The organism is Desulfoconvexum algidum, from assembly GCF_055382125.1.
This window is the reverse complement of sequence record NZ_AP042394.1, coordinates 3,357,590-3,378,031: the sequence shown is the minus strand read 5'-3', so window position 1 is coordinate 3,378,031 and position 20,442 is coordinate 3,357,590. Positions and strand designations below refer to the sequence as shown.

Annotated in this window: 16 protein-coding genes; 12 read left to right on the top strand and 4 right to left on the bottom strand. The window is 45.7% G+C overall.

The features are described 5' to 3' along the window. Positions 1-10: 10 nt before the first annotated feature. The 3 genes from cmoA (at position 11) to ACZ45G_RS15465 (ending at position 2,828) form a co-directional block, all read left to right on the top strand. Positions 11-736 (top strand): carboxy-S-adenosyl-L-methionine synthase CmoA, encoded by a 726-nt coding sequence (gene cmoA, locus ACZ45G_RS15475; RefSeq protein ID WP_464179682.1) that lies wholly within the window; start codon positions 11-13, stop codon positions 734-736. A gap of 57 nt (positions 737-793) precedes the next feature. Continuing rightward, positions 794-1,774, top strand: a complete 981-nt coding sequence (cmoB, locus tag ACZ45G_RS15470) for a tRNA 5-methoxyuridine(34)/uridine 5-oxyacetic acid(34) synthase CmoB (protein ID WP_464179679.1) — start codon at positions 794-796, stop codon at positions 1,772-1,774. Between the two features lie 304 nt (positions 1,775-2,078). Further along, positions 2,079-2,828 carry a flagellin gene (locus ACZ45G_RS15465; RefSeq protein ID WP_464179677.1) on the top strand — a complete coding sequence of 250 codons (750 nt, stop codon included), beginning with the start codon at positions 2,079-2,081 and terminating at the stop codon, positions 2,826-2,828. A gap of 17 nt (positions 2,829-2,845) precedes the next feature. Here the strand turns inward: ACZ45G_RS15465 and ACZ45G_RS15460 are convergent, their stop codons facing one another. Further along, positions 2,846-5,113: an ATP-binding protein gene (locus ACZ45G_RS15460; protein ID WP_464179675.1), complete on the bottom strand. Its 2,268-nt coding sequence runs from the start codon at positions 5,111-5,113 to the stop codon at positions 2,846-2,848. Positions 5,114-5,151: 38 nt separating this feature from the next. After that, positions 5,152-5,835, bottom strand: coding sequence for a histidine phosphatase family protein (locus tag ACZ45G_RS15455; RefSeq protein WP_464179673.1), 684 nt, complete (start codon positions 5,833-5,835; stop codon positions 5,152-5,154). Between the two features lie 125 nt (positions 5,836-5,960). Here ACZ45G_RS15455 and rocF point away from each other — a divergent pair, with 125 nt between their 5' ends. The 4 genes from rocF to ACZ45G_RS15435 all read left to right on the top strand — a co-directional run bounded on the left by rocF (position 5,961) and on the right by ACZ45G_RS15435 (position 12,029). After that, positions 5,961-6,857 (top strand): arginase, encoded by an 897-nt coding sequence (rocF, locus tag ACZ45G_RS15450; RefSeq protein WP_464179671.1) that lies wholly within the window; start codon positions 5,961-5,963, stop codon positions 6,855-6,857. Further along, positions 6,854-9,778 (top strand): DEAD/DEAH box helicase, encoded by a 2,925-nt coding sequence (locus ACZ45G_RS15445; RefSeq protein ID WP_464179669.1) that lies wholly within the window; start codon positions 6,854-6,856, stop codon positions 9,776-9,778. The genes rocF and ACZ45G_RS15445 overlap by 4 nt, the downstream gene beginning before the upstream one ends. Positions 9,779-9,872: 94 nt before the next feature. After that, complete coding sequence (locus ACZ45G_RS15440; RefSeq protein WP_464179667.1) at positions 9,873-10,331, top strand: multiheme c-type cytochrome; 459 nt, start codon at positions 9,873-9,875, stop codon at positions 10,329-10,331. A gap of 18 nt (positions 10,332-10,349) precedes the next feature. Next, on the top strand, positions 10,350-12,029 hold the full coding sequence (locus tag ACZ45G_RS15435) for a methyl-accepting chemotaxis protein (protein ID WP_464179665.1): 1,680 nt from the start codon (positions 10,350-10,352) through the stop codon (positions 12,027-12,029). Between the two features lie 86 nt (positions 12,030-12,115). Here ACZ45G_RS15435 and ACZ45G_RS15430 read toward each other — a convergent pair whose 3' ends face one another. Both ACZ45G_RS15430 and murJ read right to left on the bottom strand, forming a co-directional pair. After that, positions 12,116-12,913 carry an SIR2 family NAD-dependent protein deacylase gene (locus ACZ45G_RS15430; protein ID WP_464179663.1) on the bottom strand — a complete coding sequence of 266 codons (798 nt, stop codon included), beginning with the start codon at positions 12,911-12,913 and terminating at the stop codon, positions 12,116-12,118. Then, entirely contained in the window at positions 12,880-14,478 is a 1,599-nt protein-coding gene (gene murJ / locus ACZ45G_RS15425; protein ID WP_464179661.1) for a murein biosynthesis integral membrane protein MurJ, read from the bottom strand. The genes ACZ45G_RS15430 and murJ overlap by 34 nt, the downstream gene beginning before the upstream one ends. 141 nt (positions 14,479-14,619) lie before the next feature. On the opposite strand from murJ, the gene ACZ45G_RS15420 reads away from it, so the two are divergent. The 5 genes from ACZ45G_RS15420 (at position 14,620) to ACZ45G_RS15400 (ending at position 20,424) form a co-directional block, all read left to right on the top strand. Continuing rightward, positions 14,620-14,895: a hypothetical protein gene (locus tag ACZ45G_RS15420; protein ID WP_464179659.1), complete on the top strand. Its 276-nt coding sequence runs from the start codon at positions 14,620-14,622 to the stop codon at positions 14,893-14,895. A 103-nt stretch (positions 14,896-14,998) separates the two neighbouring features. Then, a complete protein-coding gene (locus ACZ45G_RS15415) occupies positions 14,999-16,753 on the top strand; it encodes a hybrid sensor histidine kinase/response regulator (protein ID WP_464179657.1) in 1,755 nt (584 codons plus the stop codon). Positions 16,754-16,755: 2 nt separating this feature from the next. Further along, positions 16,756-18,147, top strand: a complete 1,392-nt coding sequence (locus ACZ45G_RS15410; RefSeq protein WP_464179655.1) for a M48 family metalloprotease — start codon at positions 16,756-16,758, stop codon at positions 18,145-18,147. After that, positions 18,137-18,595: a hypothetical protein gene (locus ACZ45G_RS15405; RefSeq protein WP_464179653.1), complete on the top strand. Its 459-nt coding sequence runs from the start codon at positions 18,137-18,139 to the stop codon at positions 18,593-18,595. The genes ACZ45G_RS15410 and ACZ45G_RS15405 overlap by 11 nt, the downstream gene beginning before the upstream one ends. Next, positions 18,592-20,424 (top strand): UbiD family decarboxylase, encoded by a 1,833-nt coding sequence (locus ACZ45G_RS15400; protein WP_464179651.1) that lies wholly within the window; start codon positions 18,592-18,594, stop codon positions 20,422-20,424. Before ACZ45G_RS15405 ends, ACZ45G_RS15400 begins: the two co-directional genes overlap by 4 nt. The last annotated feature ends 18 nt before the right edge of the window (positions 20,425-20,442 follow it).

Genomic DNA, 20,442 nt, shown 5'->3' with positions numbered 1-20,442 from the left:
GGAAAGGCCAATGAAACGAGACAATGTGTTTGCACAAAAGAAGGACCGGATAGAACCCTTTGCATTTAACAGCGAAGTTACGGCAGTGTTTGATGATATGCTGAAACGTTCGGTGCCTTTTTACCAGGAAAGTATCCAGCGTCAGGCCCAGATGGCCCGGGCATTTTTCCAGAATAAAACCCGGATATATGACCTGGGATGTTCCCATGGGAATCTTGGGGTTTTAATCGCTGGGCAATTTGACGACACTCCCTTTGCCATGGCGGGGGTGGACAGTTCTATTCCAATGATTGAAAAATACCATGCCCGGCTGGAACGAATTGAAAATGCCCAGGGGATTGATCTTATTTGCGGCCTGCTTGAGGATATTCAAATTGAAAACGCTTCGGTGGTCCTGATCAACCTGACCCTGCAGTTTCTGGAGTTAAACAAAAGAGACAAACTGATTAAAAAAATATACCAGGGGCTCGTGCCCGGCGGCATTCTTCTGGTTACGGAAAAAATAATTCACCCAGCGTCCCCCATCAATGAGCTGGAACAAGATTTTTACCGGCGATTCAAACGGGAAAATGGATATTCAGAGCTTGAAATCAGCCAGAAGCGCGATGCCCTTGAAGAGGTTTTGATCCCCGAGGCCATTGAGGTTCACCAGCAGCGGTTTCTTGACGCCGGCTTTTCAGCGTTCGAGGTCTGGTTGAAATGGTTCAATTTTGCCTCCATGATTGCCATAAAGTAACCAGAGTTGATCCTGCAACCTTCACATATAAAAATTAGGATACAAATTTAAACTATCATGGAACGGTTTTTAAAACAGCACCGGGAATTTAAGTTGGGCCCATGGGTTGAAGAACTTACCCGGATTATTTCAGAAAAAAGGGAATTCCTTGACACTGCCAAGGGTAATGTTCATCGATATAAATTTCTGGTGGAAAGCCTTCCGGATTTTGTCCCGTCTAAAATAGACCTTGGGGGCAACCATGTTCTTGTGGGAGATGAATCCGATATTCCCATGGCGGACAAATCCGCTGGGAAAAAAGATCTCCATGAAAAATTGATCCAGCTTAGCCCCTGGAGAAAAGGGCCCTTTAATCTCTTTGGTGTGGATATTGACACGGAATGGCAGTCCTGGATGAAATGGGATCGTCTGCTGCCCCATCTTCCAAAACTTGCAGGACGGCGTATCCTGGATATCGGATCCAGCAACGGGTACTATATGTTTCGCATGGCCGCTCAAAACCCTTTGTTTGTTTTGGGGCTGGAACCCCAGGGTTCTTTTTACTACCAATATCTGGCCATTCAAAAGTTTTTACGCCAGGACAATGTATTCTGCCTGCCCATTCCCCATGACCAATTGCCCGGGATGGAGCAGTATTTTGACCTGGTATTTTGCATGGGGGTTCTTTACCACAGAAAATCCCCCATCGAAATGCTTAAAAGCATCCATGACTCGTTGAAAAAAGGCGGTCAGATAGTGCTTGAAAACCTGGTACTCGATACTAGGGAGAATCTTTGCCTTTTTCCAAAGGACCGGTATGGTAAAATGCGCAATGTCTTTTTTATCCCGGATCTTCTGGCAATGGAATCCTGGCTGGCCAGAGCCGGGTTTACCCATATTCAATGTGTGGATGTGGCAAAAACAAGCTGCGAGGAACAGCGCAAGACCGATTGGATTCAGACCGAGTCCCTGGTGGATTTTCTGGACCCGGATGATCCGAACAAGACCATTGAAGGGTACCCTGCTCCGGTCAGGGCCGTCTTTATCGCCAGGGCCTGATACCGGATAGCCGGATAGGCCGTGCCTGACCGCATGGTCCTATATCAAAACAAATGGACTTTTATGCAAATAGGAATTTAAACAATATTGTACCATTTTTGTCTTTTTTTTACAAAAAATGTTAATTCGGTTAAGAAATGACGATTGCGGTAGTTTTTAAAAAATATTGTAATAATAGATAGTTAGTTATGGTTTTACCCGATCCTTATCTTTGGTTCGAAAATTGCTTCCAATATGCTTTAAATATTTTGTTTTATTCCAACCTTAATGGATTGTGATAAAACACAGCGTAATTGGAGGTACCATGTCATTGTCTATTAATACGAACACCTTAAGCCAATCTACAGGGAATAATTACAGAGCATTTTCCAATGGTTTTGACAGCTCCCTGGAAAGGATATCATCGGGCAAAGCCATCAACCGAGCTTCCGATGATGCCTCCGGCCTGATCATTGCCGACAGCCTTAATAGTGCTGCCAATAGCATGGGGCAACTGAGTCGCAACGCCGTGGATGATATTTCCATGATTCAAATTAAAGAAGCCGCCCTTGGTCAGGCCACGCAAATCATCCAGGATATCGGCCAAAAAACGATACAGGCTAGTTCTGGTGCCCAAACGTCTGAAACCAGAATGGCCATCCAAGAGGATGTGACAGCTTCCCTTGGTGCCTTAAACGACCTCTATCAGAATACCACCTATAACGGGAAGGCCCTTTTTTCGGATGCGCCGGGACTGGCAGAGCTTGCAGATATGGATCTTTCTTCTATTGGGGGAGCTGAAGCGGCCCAGGAGGCTGTTGACTCAGCCCTTGATACCGTCAGTGCGTCCAGGTCAGCCCTGGGCTCAAGTCAGAACCAGCTTGAACGAGAGATTTCCAACCTGGAAACCCAGAAAATTTCTGCAAGAAGTTCTGAGTCCCAGATCAGGGATGTGGATCTGGCAGAAGAGGTAATGAACTTGAAGCAGCTGGATCTGCTCAAACAAACATCAGCTTTTGCACAAAAACAGGCAGGAAATGTGAATGCCCAACGGGTGGCCACCCTTTTAGGATAGTGTGCGCTTACCTTTTTTTATATGAGTGGGAGTTTGATGATAAATTTTGTTCCTTTTCCCAGGATGGAGTCAACCTCCATTTCCCCTTTGTGGTCATTTACAATAATAAAATAGGAAACCGACAATCCCAGGCCGGTTCCTTTGTCAACAGATTTTGTTGTAAAAAAAGGTTCAAAAATTCGTTTTCGAGTTTGATGGTCGATTCCAGGACCATTATCTTCTATTTCAATGCAAGCGATATTTGTGTATTTTTTTAAACGGAATATGATTTTGGAAGGTTCCTTTTTGCTGTTTTCCCGCATTGATTCAGAAGCATTCTTGATGACATTAAACAAAACCTGTTGAATTTTGCTTGGCTCACATAAAACCGTCGGCACATCAGGCTGGTAGTCTCGAATTATTTGAATCTGTCTAAAATCATAGTGTTTTTTTAAACTATAATCATTTTGGGAAAGCGCTATTGTTTTATCGATCAATTCACTCAAGTTGATTTGTTTTTTATTTGAATCACTTTTTTTTGCAAAGCTTAACATGTTGTTGATGATTTTGGACGCCTGGCTGCCTGCTTTGTGAATACTTTCAAGCTGCTTAAAAATTTCTCGCTTTTCCATGAATAGTTTAATCGTATTCATGGTAGTACCAAGTTCTTCGGCCACCTGAGTATTGGCTTTTATGTTTTGGGTTAACCGGTTTTGAATGACTTGAGAATTTTGCATCATACCCGCCAATGGGTTGTTTATTTCATGGGCCATACCCGCGGCAAGACCACCGACGGACATCATTTTTTCCGACTGAATGATCATCTCATCCAGTTTCTTGCGCTCGGTGACGTTATGTGCAACAACCCTTGCACCTTTGAGTTTATTGTTTTCATAAATGTAATCATTGTTTAAAATAACAGACAGTTTTTGGCCGGTTTTTGTAAGGATTTCATATTCATATTCATTGGGTATCGTTTCACCCCGGATTAGTCGTTCTAATCGTTCCTCAAATTGCTTTTTACTTTCAGATGTTAAAAGATCAAAGGGATTTAAAGTTAACAATTCTTTTTTGGTATAGCCGGAATAGGTAATAAAGGTATCGTTCACATCTGTAAATTGATTTTTTGTAAAATCAATTTCGTACATGCCAACGGGTGCATGGTTGAAAAGATACCGATATTTTTTTTCATTTTCCCGCAATTCATCTTCAGTCCTTTTGCGGTCAATGGCAATGGCGATTTGATCTGAGATGGATGACATTATTTTTAAATCTTGTTCAGTGTATAAATCGGGATTTGTATAACTTTGTACTGCTATCACACCGATAACCTCATCTTTAATCATCAGGGGGACTCCTATCCAGACCACTGGGACGGGACCTTGTACACCATTTTTAGCGGACATTGCTTTCAATGGTTCGCGTTTTAATAAAACCGCCTTTCGTTTTGAAACCACCAATCCCGTTAATGATTCTTCCGGGTTAAAATCTGCGATTGGCAAAAAATCGAGATCGACTGTATCGACATAATAGGGAAAAGAGATGGTATGCTCTTGTTCATTCACCAGGGCAATAAAAAAATTGGTAACGTCGATAATTTCACTCAAGAGGGTGTGGGTCTGTCTGTATAAATCCTCCAGATTCAAGGTGATATTCACAGCATTGGAAATGGCAAATAATGTTTTGTTGATGTTTTCTGAATGTTTTCTTTCCACCAGTTCTTTTTTTAATGACCCCAACACCTGTTTATAAATAGAAAACAAATTAAATGAGATAAAAAAAACAAATGTCATTATTATTAAATTATCAAAAAAATAATCCAACAGCTCTATCATCGTAAGATCAGACGTTTTATGACAATAAAAAACAAAGAAACAAAACAGAACTATATTGACAATGAAATATAATACCATGGGTTTTCTGCTTTTAAAAAACATGAGCGGCATTGCTGCCAAAAGGCCTATAATAAAAACGATGGTATCCATTTTGCTGAACAATGAAATATTGGGTTCTGAAAATAAAACGCCCCAGACAGTTGCAAAACCGAAAATGAGAATAATATGGATGGCGGTATTGTATTTTCCTTTGACGAGCATCGCAAAGGCAAGCAGAATGCTGGTAAATCCGAAAAATTCTGTAAAGACAATAGGATTGTTCAGGCCGGATAAGCAGACCGTGTAAATTATGCTTACAAAAATTGTTAAAAGAACGAATAAAGTTGTAATCAGACTGAATTTTGCTTTAAGAAAAATTTCTTTTTCACTCGGGTCATATTTTTTTAATAAATAGAGTAAAATTGTATTCATTTAATTTTTACCTGCTGTATTTTGGTAAAAATCAAGTCCTAAACGGGACAAGGGTCGCATTGGAAGGAGGTCGCAAAATAGTGACCGCCATTTTCATAGAAAACCACCCCGTCAAGGTAACCCACATCTCCCTTTGTTTCATGGGGAAGCCCTAGCTTGAATTCTTTTAAGGGGAAGATGTTCCAGTCATGGGAGACGCAGACAGCGATTTGGTTGTCATCAATTTCTTTGAGTCGGTCTATCATGTATTCGCTTAATATGGCCGAGGTCTTTTCCGGGTTTTCCATGATCCCATCATCAATCTTATTGTCAAACCAGTTGCGGATAAATTGCTCACTGCCCTGGGTTTCCACCATGTGGATGGCTCGTTCAATATCTTTGATGTAGAAAGGGGCCAGATAATCACTTGTAACGGTGTGGGCCACAGGGGTTTTGTATTGTTGGGTATACCCCTTGTCAATCAGGTAGGCGGTTTCAATGCATCGGCCAAAGGTGGAAGAAAAAAGCCTGGGGACTGGATTGCCCGGAAGGGATTTTCCCAATTCCAGGGCAAAGGATTTGCCCCCTTCGGTCAACCCCATAAAGGGTTCCATCCTGGCTTCTTTGGGAAAAAATCGGTCTGAGTGCCGGATGATAACCGATATTTTTTTGATTCCATTATTTAAAAGACCTGTAATGGTCTCAATGGTCTGCCTGGATCTTACTTCATGTTTTAGTTTCATATATGCCTTCTCCCAACACGATACCTTGAGGATTATCTTTTTATTGAATAGATTTCATACTCTATGGTATAGGAGCTGTCAATACAAACAATATAGGTAAACAATCTAAGTGGAGGGAATTTAAGATGCCAAAACAGATCAGTATTATTGGGGTACCCATGGATTTTGGCCAGCTTCTCAGGGGAGTGGACATGGGACCGGCTGCCCTGAGGTACACGGGGTTGATTTCCCGGCTGCGGGACCTTGGTCATGTGGTGGTGGACCGCGGGGATGTGCGGATTCCCATTCGGGATGCTGATGGACAAACTCCCCTGTCCCAGGATAAATATTTAGATGAAATTACCCAGATTTGTAATGCCATTTATACTGTCGGGCAAGAGGCAATCGGGCAGGGGCATTTTCCACTGTTTCTCGGGGGGGACCATTCCATTGCCGTTGGCACAGTTGCAGCGGCGTCGGGGAAGGACCCCATTGGCCTGGTCTGGATCGATGCCCATGGTGATTTTAACACACCGGAAACCTCCCCTTCCGGGAATATTCACGGCATGCCTTTGGCGGCATTGATAGGGGAAGGCCATCCATCGCTTGTGAACGTGGGAAGGCCCGGCCGGAAGGTGGATCCTGAAAATGTGGTCCTCATCGGTCAGCGGGACCTGGATCCGGTTGAAAAAAAACGCTTGAAAAAATCAGGCTTTACCATTTTTACCATGCGGGACATTGACGAACAGGGAATCTCATCTATTGCCAATAAGACCGTCATGAAATTTGCCCATTTAAAGCGGATTCATCTCACCGTTGACATGGATGCCCTGGATCCTCTGGAAGCCCCGGGAGTGGGAACGCCTGTTCCCGGCGGGATTTCCTATCGGGAGGCCCATTTGCTGATGGAAATCCTGGCAGATTCGGGCAAGGTGGCCTCCATGGACCTTGTTGAGGTCAACCCCATTCTAGATGTGGCCAATAAAACAGCAGAGCTTGCTGTGGAACTGACTCTGTCTGCCCTGGGCAAGAGTATTTTGTGAGTCTTGACGATTATATCCTTTCCCTTAAAAACTATAAAGGGTTTGCAGGGGATATTGTTTGCCACAGAACCATTGCCCCCCGGTTGCCTATTTTTGCCGACCCGGGTCTCAAACTGACCCATGATTTGGGACCTTTGCTTGCGGCCCTGGGGATACCACAGCTTTATATCCACCAGAAACGAGCCATTGCCCTGATAAAAAAGGGCGTTAATACGGTGATTGCCACCCCGACTGCTTCGGGGAAAAGTTTGATCTACAACCTGCCCGTGGTGGATGAACTGTTGGAAAATTCAAAATCTCGGGCCCTTTACCTCTTCCCCTTAAAAGCCCTGGCAAGGGATCAACTGGATACGGTCCAGCATTTGCTGGATCTGGCCGGTTCCCCCAAGATAAAAGCGGGTATGAGACCGGGCATAAAATCGGGCATAAAATCTCCAAAGCTCACGGCCGCCGTCTATGACGGGGATATTACCGCCCATCATAAAGCCAAAATTAGAAGATGTCCGCCCCATATACTGCTGTCCAATCCAGAGATGCTGCATCTGGCCATGCTGGCCCACCATCATCTCTGGGAAGATTATTTTTCAAACTTAAAATATGTGGTCATAGACGAGGTCCATACCTATAGGGGGGTCATGGGGTCCAACATGGCCTGGGTTTTCCGGCGCCTGTTGAGAATCTGCCGACGCTACGGATCTGAACCCGTTTTTATTTTTTGTTCGGCAACCATTGCCAATCCGGCCTCCCTTGCCCAAAAACTGACGGGCCTTGCCGTTAAAGTCGTGGATGAACCGGGTGCTCCCTCAGGGCAAAAAGAGGTTCTCATGATGCGGGGTCTTGAGGGGGCGGCCCAAACGGCCATTGCCCTGATCCATTCGGCGGTTGCAAGACAGCTTCGTACCATTATATATACCCAGTCCAGAAAAATAACTGAACTCATTGCCATCTGGGCATCAAGGAGAGCCAAGGGGTTTGCCGATAAAATCTGTGCCTATCGGGCGGGATTTTTACCCGAGGAACGAAGGATTATTGAAAAAAAACTTGCCTCGGGCGAGCTTTTGGCCGTGGTGTCAACCTCTGCTTTGGAGTTGGGAATTGATATTGGTGATTTGGATTTGTGTGTCCTGGTAGGATATCCGGGCACCATCATGTCCACCTGGCAGCGGGCGGGAAGGGTGGGGCGGAACGGCAAGGCTTCGGCCATGATCCTTATTGCCCATGAAGATGCCCTGGATCAGTATTTTATCAATCACCCGGATGCTTTTTTTAACATGCCTCCTGAAAAGGCCATTATCAATCCGGATAACCCCATTATCTTAAAACAACACCTGGTCTGTGCCGCTGCCGAGTTAAGCCTCAAACAGGGTGAACCCTTCTTGAAAGATGCACAGATTCAAAAAGCTATTACAGATTTGGAATATCAGGGGAAACTGCTTCGAAGCCGGGAAGGCGGGATCTGGTACTCTGCCCGAAAATCCCCCCACAGGGAGGTCAGCCTCAGGGGAACCGGCAATACCATTCCCATTTTTCTGGAAGATACCCAGCAAAATATCGGGAATATTGACAAGCATCGGTCCTATTTTGAAACCCATGAAGGGGCAGTTTATCTTCATGGAGGAAAATCCTATGCGATCACGGTGTTTGACCATGAAAAAGGGGTGGTGGAAGCACGTCAACGAGATCTGCCCTATTACACCCGGGCAAGATCCTCAAAATCCACCACCATTATCCAACAACTGGATTCGTGTATAGTACAGGGAACCCGTGTGGGATACGGCCTTCTTCGGATCACAGAACAGGTGATCGGATATGAGCGAAAACTGACCGCCACCCAAAAATCCATTGGGATTGTGCCCCTGGAATTACCGAAACTTGAATTTGAAACCCAGGGGATCTGGATTGAAATTTCGGATGAAGTAAGGGATAAAATTGAGTCTGACCGGCTCCATTTTATGGGGGGGATCCATGCAATTGAACATGCCGCCATCGGCATCATGCCCCTTTTGGTGATGACAGATCGAAACGATCTGGGAGGAATCTCCACTCCCTTTCATCCCCAGATCGGAAAGGCGGCTGTCTTTATTTATGATGGCATTCCCGGCGGTCTTGGTTTGTCAAAACAGGCCTTTGACAAGGCAAAAGATTTGTTGGAACAAACCCTTGCGGTTATTGTCAGTTGTCCCTGCGAAACCGGGTGTCCGGCCTGTGTCCATTCTCCCAAATGCGGATCTGGAAACCGGCCCATTGACAAGTTTTCTGCTAAAAGCATACTTGAAATGATACTCACAGACAATCACACTCTTTCCCGGGAGAATGCTCAAAAATTAAAGGTGTTGGGTTCTGAAAAACCGGACCAAGGATCAGAATCAATGTCACAATCAAAGCCGGACTTAAAATATGGTGTCCTTGATATTGAAACCCGGCGATCGGCCCAGGAGGTCGGCGGCTGGAACAAGGCCCAGCGCATGGGGGTCAGTTGTGCCGTCCTCTATGATTCAAGCTCAGATGAATTTCATACCTATCTTCAGGAGGATATCGAATCCCTTTGCCAGCATTTGCAGCGACTGGACCTTATCATCGGCTTTAATATTGTTCGTTTCGATTATAAGGTGTTGTCCGGCCTGTCCTCCTTTGATTTCCATGGCCTGCCCACCCTTGACCTTCTCATGAAGGTCCATGAAATATTGGGGTATCGGCTCTCCCTGGATCACCTTGCCCAACAGACCCTGGGGTGCAAAAAAAGTGCAGACGGCCTCATGGCCCTGGAATGGTGGACCCAGGGCGAGATGGAAAAAATTATTGAATATTGCACCCAGGATGTCAGAGTTACCCGGGACCTGTATCGGTTTGGCCATGAAAATCATTTTCTTTTATTTAAAAATAAGACCGGGCACCAGGTAAGGGCGCCTGTTCCATGGTAGGCAGATAAACAGCTTGCATTTTCCGATTTTATCCGTTAATTAAAAAATTCTGATTCAGAATTTGATTTACCTTAAGAGACACATGGGAGGGCGAATGAACAAGGTTTTTTTAATATTATGTGTAGCCATAATGGCTTTGACAACTGCTAACAGCCTATTGGCAGAGGAAAAAACCTATGTGGGATCGGAAAGCTGCAAAGCGTGTCATGAACAAGAACATCATAATTTTATGACGTTTTCGAAAAAAGCCCATTCCTTTGACAGCATAAAGAAAATGGAAAAAAAATTGTCTCCCCAGGAATACCAGACCTGCTTTGAATGCCATACCACGGGCTACGGTAAAAAGGGCGGATTTATTTCGGAATCGCAAACCCCCGGGCTTAAGAATCCAGGATGCGAAGTCTGCCATGGACCGGGCAGCCTCCATGTCGAGTCCGAAGATCCCGATGATATTGTCCGGGAAGTCACCCTGGAAAATTGCACCACCTGCCACAGTGAAGACAGGATTGAAGCCTTTGATTTTAAACCGCTCCTATTCGGCGGTGCCCATTGATTCTTTTGGAGGAAACTCATGTTCAAGAATGTGTTTAGATTTGTAAACAGACGGTTGTGGCTTCGGATACTGATTCCGGTTTCCCTGAGTGTGATTTTGGTGATGACGTTAACCCTTTGGTCCAATATTTCATTTCAAAACAGGCTGGGAACCGATCAGCTCACTACCCAAAATAAGATCATGGCCCAGGCCATTGAAGGGGGAATGTTTGATGCCCTCGCCATTGGCGATAATGATACGGTCAGAACCCAGTTTAAGCGGCTCAACGAAAAAATTACAGGCTTAAAAGTCTTTGTTTATGATTTTAACGGGATTATTTCCTTTAGTTCCGATATTGATTCCGTGGGAAAACCCATCATCAATTATTTGGGAGAAGGATCTGATCAGGACCTTGCCGCCATGCTGGAAACCGGCACGGCTTCCAACGCTTCTTTCCAGGTGACCCTGGACAAGGAGGTCTATTCCATGGAAAATGATCCCATTCTCAACGAATCCAGGTGTTTCCATTGCCATGGTCCCAACAGAAAGGTGTTGGGGGGAATTTCCGTGTTTTCCTCCATGACCTCCATGAACAAGAGCATTCAGCAAGGGAAAAATACCAGCATTCTCATCGGGCTTGCGGGCCTTTGTGTCATTATCCTTTGCGTGTGGACGTTTTTTCATTTTTTGGTAAATAAAAAAGTCGGGCTGGTCCTGGATGCCACGACCCGTTTGCGGGAAAAGGATTTTACCCATGAGGTTACAATCGCCCAGGGGGATGAAGTCAATCATATCCTTTCCAGAATAAATTTGGTCACCCAGGAACTTCGCCAGACCATCCAGCAGATTATGGAAAATTCCGGCACCATCTCTTCTTCTGCAACTCAGTTGAGTGGGATTGCAGATAATTTGAACGGTTCCAGCCGGGAAGCCTCTGAAATGACCAGAAATGTATCGGCGGCTGCCGAAGAAATGAGCGTGGGCAATCAGTCAATTGCATCGGCCATGGAAGATGCCACACAATCTTTGAACGTTGTTGCCGCTGCAGTGGATGAAATGAGCGCCACCGTTAATGAGATTGCCAAGGGGTCTGCCGAATCAAAAAAGATAACCGACCAAGTGGCGGGTGCCTTTGACAGCATTCTTGCAACGGTTGAGCAATTGGGGTCCAGGGCCAATGATGTGGACGAGGTTACAGACCAAATTCGATCCATTTCAGAACAGGTTTCCATGCTGGCCCTGAATGCAAAAATTGAAGCGGCACGGGCAGGGGAGGCTGGAAAAGGGTTTGCCGTTGTTGCCCATGAGATTACCGATCTGGCCGCTGATACCAGCAAGTCTACCATTGAAGCGGATGAAAAACTGGACTGGATCAAGACCACCTCCAGGGAATTGACTGAACGAGTGACAGGACTTGCCGGTCTTCTTAAAAATTCAGATGAGGCCATCTCAAGCATTGCTGCCGCAGTGGAGGAACAGAACGTCACCACCCTTGAAATTGCAAAGAATATCAATGAGGTGTCAGGACAAATTTCCCAGGTGAATGATAGTGTGAACCAGGGTGCCCAGGTGGCCACCGAGATTGCCCGGGATATCACAAAGGTTCAGGATGTCACTGTCCAGGTCCAGGAGAATTCCGGCACTCTCAATGAGAATGCATCGGCATTGAGTCAGCTGGCAGAAAAATTTTTAGAGCTAATGAAGCAATTTAAGGTATAAACATATACAAGGTATAAACATATACAAGGTATAAACATATACAAGGTATAAACATATACAAGGTATAAACATATACAAAGATTAGGTTAACTTAATTTTTTTTCCACCCCATTGGCGATCTTGTCCAGAATCTTTCCGGCCTTGTCCCGAATCAAGATGTCACAGAGGGAGTCATAGGGGGTTTTAGACAGGTTGATGATAACCAGAAATGCCCCGGCATTTCTGGCATATTCTGGCATGAGGGCTGCCGGTTGAACCAGAAGGGTGGAACCCACCACAATAAAAACATCCGCTCTGGCAGACAGCATGGCCGCCCTTCGGGTCTCTCGTTCTGGCATGGCCTGGCCAAAGGAACTGGTGTCGGGCTTAAAATACCCCCCGCAGGTGCATTCCGGGGCTTTGACCCCGGCATTAATCATGACCATTGTTTCTTCCCATGAGATAAGCCGGTTGCAACGCATGCACCGGACCCTGCGGGTATTGCCGTGGAGTTCGATGATTTTGTCGGGAGGGATGCCCGATTCCTGGTGGAGGCCGTCGATGTTCTGTGTAATCAGGCTGGTTAAACATCCCAGCGCATGGAGGCGTGCAATGCTCTTATGTCCCTTGTTGGGTGTTGCGTGTTTCAGGCCCTTTTCCATATCCAGGCGCTGGTTCCAATATTGAATACGGGCTTTTTTTCGGGCCATGAAATCATCAAAATAAATGGGTTGAAATTTGTCCCAGATTCCGCCCTGGCTTCTATAATCTGGGATCCCGCTTTCCGTTGAAATACCGGCACCTGTGAACAGAACCACCTGGTTAGCGGCAAGTATTTTTTGGACCACTCGGTTGATTTTTTCAGTGATTGTTATTTCGGGTTCTCGGCCATTTTTTTGCGCCATGGCAGTATTCTCCTGAAAATTTTGTCATAGAGGATGGAAATCTCTGTGATGCGCAACAAAACCCCGAACAATGGCAGTAGAACGGAAAAAGCAAGGCCTGTAATGGTGCAGATAATCAGGTTTTGGCCCAGGGTTCCAGCGTCAAAAATTTGTCGAAGTCCCATAAGGATCCCCTGGAGAACACCCCCCAGGACAAGACTTATGGGAATGAGCTTGAAGAAAAAATAATATACTTCTTTTTTATGTGTATTCCGGCTTTTCCGGTTCCAGCACTCAAATAGGAGAAGGGAACTTAAGATAACGGACAATGAGAGTCCAAGTGCCACTCCTCGTATACCCAAAAGTTTCATCAACCCATAGATCATGGGCAGACTTGCCAATACGCAGAGGGTGGAAAAGATTGCGGGGAACAGGGTGTTTTGAAGGGCATAATAGCCTCGGGAAACAATGGTCTGGGCGGAGAAAGCAAAGGCACCTGCCATGAAGAAGGGCAAAATGCTGGCTGTCAATTGGGTTGCCTGGAGGTCAAAGGCACCCCGCTGAAAAAGTATCATGACAATTTCTTTTCGAAGGACCATGAAGAGGACGGAAAAGGGCATCACCAAAAAGATGAATTTCAATGTTTGGTTGATCATATGGTTAAGGCGGACTAAGTCTCCTTTGGCGGCTATTTTTGCCATAAAGGGGTAGGAGGCCATACCAACGGCCTGGCCGAAAAATCCCACAAGGATGAACATGATCCGCAACCCGTAGTTCATGGCGGCGATACTCCCTTCGGAAAGAAAGGAACCGAAAAATTTCATCAAAATTTCCGTTGAAAAGGTCATGGTCAATCCCACCATCAGGGGGAGGGTTAAAAGAATATATTTTAAAAAATCGGGATGAGAAATGTTGAAATTGAAATAATATCGCAGTCCGGCCTGCCGTGCACCCACAAGCTGAAGCAAAAAACTGCCAAAAAAAGCGCCTCCAAGAACCCCCCAGGCAAACCCTTCCATTCCAAGAACAGGGTAGAGAAAAATCCCCCCGGTTATGATACCGATATTGTAAATTAATGGGGCCAGGGCAGGAATTAAAAACCGTTCTTTTGTAAATTGAACCGCCATGAAAAGGCCGCCGGTAAAAAAGAAAAACTGAGCCGGAATAATGATCCGGGTCATTTTTACGGCCAGATTAAAGGTGAAGGGATCGGTGATACCCGGGGCAAATATCCTAACAAATTGAGGCGTCCAGGCCATGGTAATGGCAATAAACCCCAGGAGCATCAAACCAAATCCGTTGAAAATAATGGAAAAGACCTGAAACCCTTCCTCATCCCTGTTGTTGGAAAGATAGTAGGCAAAAATGGGAATAAAGGTAATGGATAAAAACCCGCTGGCCACAATATGATTCAATATTTCGGGAATGATAAATGCCACCTGATAGGCATCAACAGAAGCTTTTACCCCACCCATCCAGGCAATGGTTGATTCCCTTACCAATCCGATGATCCGGCTGGCAAATACCGATGCCATCATGATAAAGGTTGCAAAGCCTATTTTTTTTAACGTATTTGATGTTTCCATAACCATTGTCCTTGTGGATTTATCATAAAGAAAGGGGTAATAAAAGGTTGTTGCAACAAAAAGATTTGACTCAAAAATTCCAGGCGAATATGTTATACCATATTTTTAACCAATAAAACCCAAAAGGGCAGGAAAAATACGATGTTCACAAAACTGGGGATATATTCTATTATGGGTGGATTCTTCGTGATTCTTTTCAGCGGGATTTCCAATTTCATGAAAGCAGACAATTTTTGGGTGGATCTGACCATTTCCAGATTTACAGGAGAATATTCAGATACCATTGTTGATGCCATACCGGTTGGTTTTATACAGGACAGCCTTTATTTTTTGGTGTATGAATTGCCCTTTGCCGGAGCCTTGATTGGCCTGGGGATTGTTTTTCTTATTATCGGTGCCATTGTGAAGGAACATTGATGAGCCCATGGGCAGTCTGGATTCTAAAATACCTTTTCAAGGAAAACAGATTTATTTAATCTATGTTCTTGTTTTACTTTTTGCAGGGGCAACAGGATTTTATTTGATTCCGTCAAACTTGGGCCTGTCTTTTTTTTTCCTCGTTATCATGTTGGTTGCCGGGGCCGTTGCCGGGTACAAAATCGAATATGCCTCACGCATGGCCTTAGTATACCAGTCTGCCCTTAAAAAATTGAACCAGGATATTAAAAAACGTGAACAAGATCAGGGATCCGAACTTGTCCGGATGAACAAGAGTCTTTCCCTTGAAATTCGCGCCCATACAGAAGCCGAAGGCCAGCTTCGGGAAAGTGAGGAAAAATATAAAAATCTTGTTAATTCTTTGCCTGAGGCTATTTTTATTGTCCAGTACCAAAAGATTGTCTTGTTCAACCCGGGCCTTGAACGGCTGACGGGGCTGTCGTGCAGTCAATTGTCAGACACCTGTCCCGATAGGCTTTTTCCCAAGTCCTATCTCGGGCGAGACTCCCGGGGGGGCCTTTCGGATTTTATTATTCATCCGGATCAAAGGATAATTTATGTTGAAAAACAATCGGTTGAAATTGTTTATAATGGCTTACCGGCCCTTCTTTTTGCTGTCAGGGACATAACAGAGCAGATAAAAACTCGGCAGGAGCGGAAACGTCTTCAAAAAGAACTTGAAAAGTCAAAAAAAATGGAGGCCTTTGGTTTGCTTGCCGGAGGGGTGGCCCATGATTTAAACAATGTGCTGTCCGGGATTGTGTCTACCCCGGATCTTGTTTTGATGGATCTGCCAAAGGACAGTCCTTTAATCGAACCCATATCGATGATGAAGGATTCAGGGAAACGGGCCGCAATCATAGTAGATGAGCTGTTAACCCTTGGCAGGGGTGCTGCCAAGGTTCTGGAACCGGTTCGTTTAAATGATGTCATTGAAGAGTATTTAGTGTCTCCGGAATTTGATCGGGCGGCCAGGTTCCATGCCGGAGTGACCGTGATCAAACACCTGGATCCCTCTCTTCCCCTGCTCAATGCCTCCGGCCTTCACATAAGAAAGATCATCATGAACCTTACAGCAAATGCCATGGAAGCCATTCAAAACGAGGGGCGGGTGTCTCTGGAAACGAGCCGGGTTCAGTTTAACCGAAAAAGTCTCAAAGGATATGAACATATAAAGGACGGACCCTATGTCAAATTCAGCGTTCAGGATACGGGTCCGGGTATCTCACAGGCAGACCTGGAACGGATTTTTGAACCCTTTTATACGAAGAAAGTTTTGGGTAGAAGCGGCACTGGATTGGGCCTAAGTATTGTGTGGAACGCCGTTCATGATCACAAAGGCTATGTCCAGGTGACAAGTGAGAAGGGAAAAAGTATTTTTCAGGTTTTTTTTCCTGTGACAGATGTCTTGTATGAAGGGGCAGAACCTGATAAAATATACACCTTGAGTGATTATTCAGGGCATAATGAAACCGTTCTTGTGGTGGATGATGTGGCCAGCCAGCGAAAAATAACCTCAAATATGCTCAAACGGTTAGGATACCAGGTCAAGACGGTCAGCAGCGGGGAAAAAGCCATTTGTTTTGTCCGGAAAAACAAGATTGATCTGGCCATTCTGGATATGATAATGGATCCGGGTATCAGCGGCCTTGCGACCTTCAAGGAATTGAAGGCGATTGATCCTGAGATTAGCGTTGTTATAACCAGCGGATATTCAAAAACCAAAGATGTGGAGAAAGTCCAAAAATTGGGTGCAGGTTCGTTTATTAAAAAACCCTATTCCCTCGAAAAATTAGGCCTTTGTATTAAAGAAGAATTGCAGAAAAGGACATCCTAAAAATGAACACGCCTAAAAGAGATACTTTTGGTAAAAATCTACCACTGGGAAGGCACAATACCGGATTGAAACAGGTTTCCCGCAGGAATTTCTTACAATATTCAGCCTTTGGCTATGGACTCTTTGTGGGTCTTCCTTTTTTGGCCGGGTGTGCCCTGGACCCTGTGACCGGGAAAAGCCAGTTCATGATGATGTCCCGGGAACAGGAAATCGGTATTGACAAACAACAATCTGTGTTTCAGTTTTCATCGGATTACGGGGTGACTCAGGATGGCGCCTTGAATCAGTACGTCGGTGAGGTGGGCAAAAGGCTGGTGCCCGGTGTACACCGCTCGGACATGCCCTATAATTTTAATTGTGTCAATGCCGTCTATATCAATGCCTATGCCTTTCCCGGCGGTTCCATTGCCGTGACCCGGGGAATCTTGCTGGACCTTGACAATGAGGCAGAATTGGCCGCCCTTATAGGTCATGAATTGGGCCATGTCAATGCCCGGCATTCTGCAGAGCAGGCTTCTAAGAGTCAGCTCTCTTCTTTGCTGGTTGGCGGGCTTTCCGTATTGGCCGGTACCCAGGGAGCGGGTCTCGGGCAATTAACCCAGCAATTGGGAGCCCTGAGCCAGGGGTTGTTTTTATCGAGCTATAGCCGGGACAATGAGAGGGAAGCCGATTCTCTGGGCCAGGAATATATGGTAAAAGCGGGGTATTCTTCCCGAGGGTTTGTGGGACTTATGGAGATGCTTAATTCCTTGAACAAGGAAAAACCCTCTTCATCCCAAATGTTGTTTGCCACCCATCCCATGAGTTCAGAACGGTTACAGGCAGCGGTTCAAAGGGATAATACCCTTTACAATAAATCCCGGTCCAACCCCGTGAATCGGGAACGCTACATGGATAAAACCGCTTCACTGCGCCAAAAAAAAGGGGCCATCCTGAAAATGCAGGAGGGGGAAAAATATTTGGCCAAGGAAGCCTATGGCGATGCGCAAATTGCATTAAAATCTGCCATCCAGCAGGCAAAACAAGACTATACCGCCCATGTGCTCATGGCCAAATGCCTGCTGATCCAGAAAAAATCATCCCAGGCCCTGTCCTATGCCAATGATGCCAAACAATTATACCCTGGTGAACCCCAGGGATATTATATGGCCGGGTTATCCAATTCGGCACAAAAAAATCACAGCCAGGCCTTTGAAGATTTTAAGCGCTGCGATGAATTGTTGCCCGGCAATCCACAGCTGACGTTTTACAAGGGGTATTCCCTTGATAACAGCGGACAAAGAAAGGGTGCGGCAAAAAACTATGTTGACTATTTAAAACAGACGGATTACCAGTCCAATAAATACTCCAAACACGCCTACAAACGGCTCAAGGCCTGGGGTTATGTCAAGTAAACTTGTCATCTCCCCCTGGAGCAGGCTCATTGACACCTCAAAAGTGATGAGCATTGCTGTGGGCAGCAATGGGGCGGCCTGGTCCGCCCCGGTGTATTATTTGTTTGATGAGAAGAAGTTTTATTTTTTTTCCAATCCTTGTGCCCGGCATATTAAATTGTCTAAAAAGGGCCTGGCAGCCGCATCCATTTTTCGAGATGATGCGGATATGAAGAACCTTGCGGGCATTCAGATGTCAGGAATACTTCTTAAATCTCCTTTGAATGCCAGATCCGTATGGGTTGCAAAAAGATATTGTGCTCATTTTAAAATATCGGAAAATGTCATGGACATCCTGAGTTTTTTTGCATCAAAATTCCATGCAAGTCTGTATTGTTTTGAACCGGAGATGGTGTATTATATGGATAATTCCAAGGGATTTGGTTCCAGGGAAAAAGTGGCATTATGAAGGTGACAAGTTTAAGGGAAACGGTCCAATTCCTGGAAAAACAGGGAGAATTGATCCACATATCCCAACCAGTGGATCCCCATCTTGAAATTGCGGAAATCACCCGTCAGGTGCACGATGCCAAGGGACCGGCCCTATTGTTCACCAACCTAAAGAATACCGGGTTCCCGGCCCTGTCCAATCTGTTCGGCACCTATGAGAGAACCCTGAAAATATTTGAGCCTCAGCTTGCACAGGTACGGTCCCTGGTGGAGCTGCGGTCGGATCCCGGGGCGTTCCTGAGATCGCCGGGAAAATATAGTGGGGCATTAAAGGCCCTGGTCCATGCCCTGCCGCTTCGTTCAGCTAATGCAAAGGTGTTAACCCGCCAGGCTAAAATCGACCAATTGCCCATGATCAAATGCTGGCCCGGGGACGGAGGGGCATTTATCCTTTTACCCCAGGTGTTTTCAAAGGATCCGGACAATGATTCTATTTTCAAATCAAACCTGGGAATGTACCGGATCCAGATATCTGGCAATGCCTATGAACCCAATCAGGAAATCGGGCTCCATTATCAGCTTCACCGGGGGATTGGAAATCATCATAAAAAAGCCCTGGAGCGCAAGCAGCCGTTGAAGGTCTCCATTTTTATCGGTGGCCCCCCTGCCCATACCCTGGCGGCTGTCATGCCGTTGCCCGAAGGGGTTCCGGAAATTGCCTTTGCAGGAGCCCTGGCCGGTCGAAATTTTAGGTATACCACAAAGAACGGCTTTTTTATCTCCAATGATGCGGATTTTTGTATTACCGGAATCCTTGTCCCCAACCGGACCAAACCCGAAGGCCCCTTTGGGGATCACCTGGGGTACTACTCCAATGAACATGAATATCCCTATTTAAAAGTGGTATCGGTCTGGAACAGACCCGGGGCTATATTTCCCTTTACCGTGGTAGGTCGCCCTCCCCAGGAAGATTCAAATTTTGGCAGACTCATCCATGACATTACCCGGACGGCCATCACAGACACCCTGTCTGGGGTAACCGCTGTCAATGCCGTGGATGATGCAGGGGTCCACCCCCTGCTGTTGGTCAAGGCCCATGAGCGGTATCTGCCCTATGAACGAAGAGCGCCCAGGGAACTGTTAACCCATGCCAATGCCATTCTTGGAACCGGCCAGCTCTCCTTGGCAAAATATCTGTTCATTTGTGCCCATGAAGACAACCCAAGGCTGGATGTGAATGATGAACCCTCCTTTTTTGTCCACCTGCTGGAACGGGTGGATTTTTCATCGGACCTTCACTTTTTAACCCGGACCACAATGGATACCCTGGATTATTCTACCTCTGAAATCAACGCAGGCTCCAAGCTTGTTATGGCGGCTGCCGGACCGAAAAGAAGAAAACTGGCCACACTCTTTCCCCAAGGATTTTGTCTTCCCGTCGGATTCTTTGATCCAGGTTTTGCAGCTCCCGGCATGGTGGTGCTGCAAGGACCAAGATTTACCTCCTACCCCTCGGCCAACGAACAGATCAATCGTTTGAAAGAGCATCTTCAAAACCAGACTGGCCTTGAATCTCTTCCTTTGTTTGTGGTGGTGGATGATGCCTCGTTTGCCAGGGATACCTTTGCCAACTTTTTATGGGTGACCTTTTTACGGTCCAATCCTTCCCATGATATATACGGGGTGCAAGAACAAGTTAAATTTAAACATTGGGGATGTGCTGCGCCCCTCATCATTGATGCCCGGATCAAACCCTTTCATTCAGCTCCCCTGGAATCAGATCCAGCCACCGTTGAACAAGTGAAACGCCTGGCCCAAAGGGGTGGCCCCTTATTTGGAATTATTTAATTTGAATTTATAAAGGAA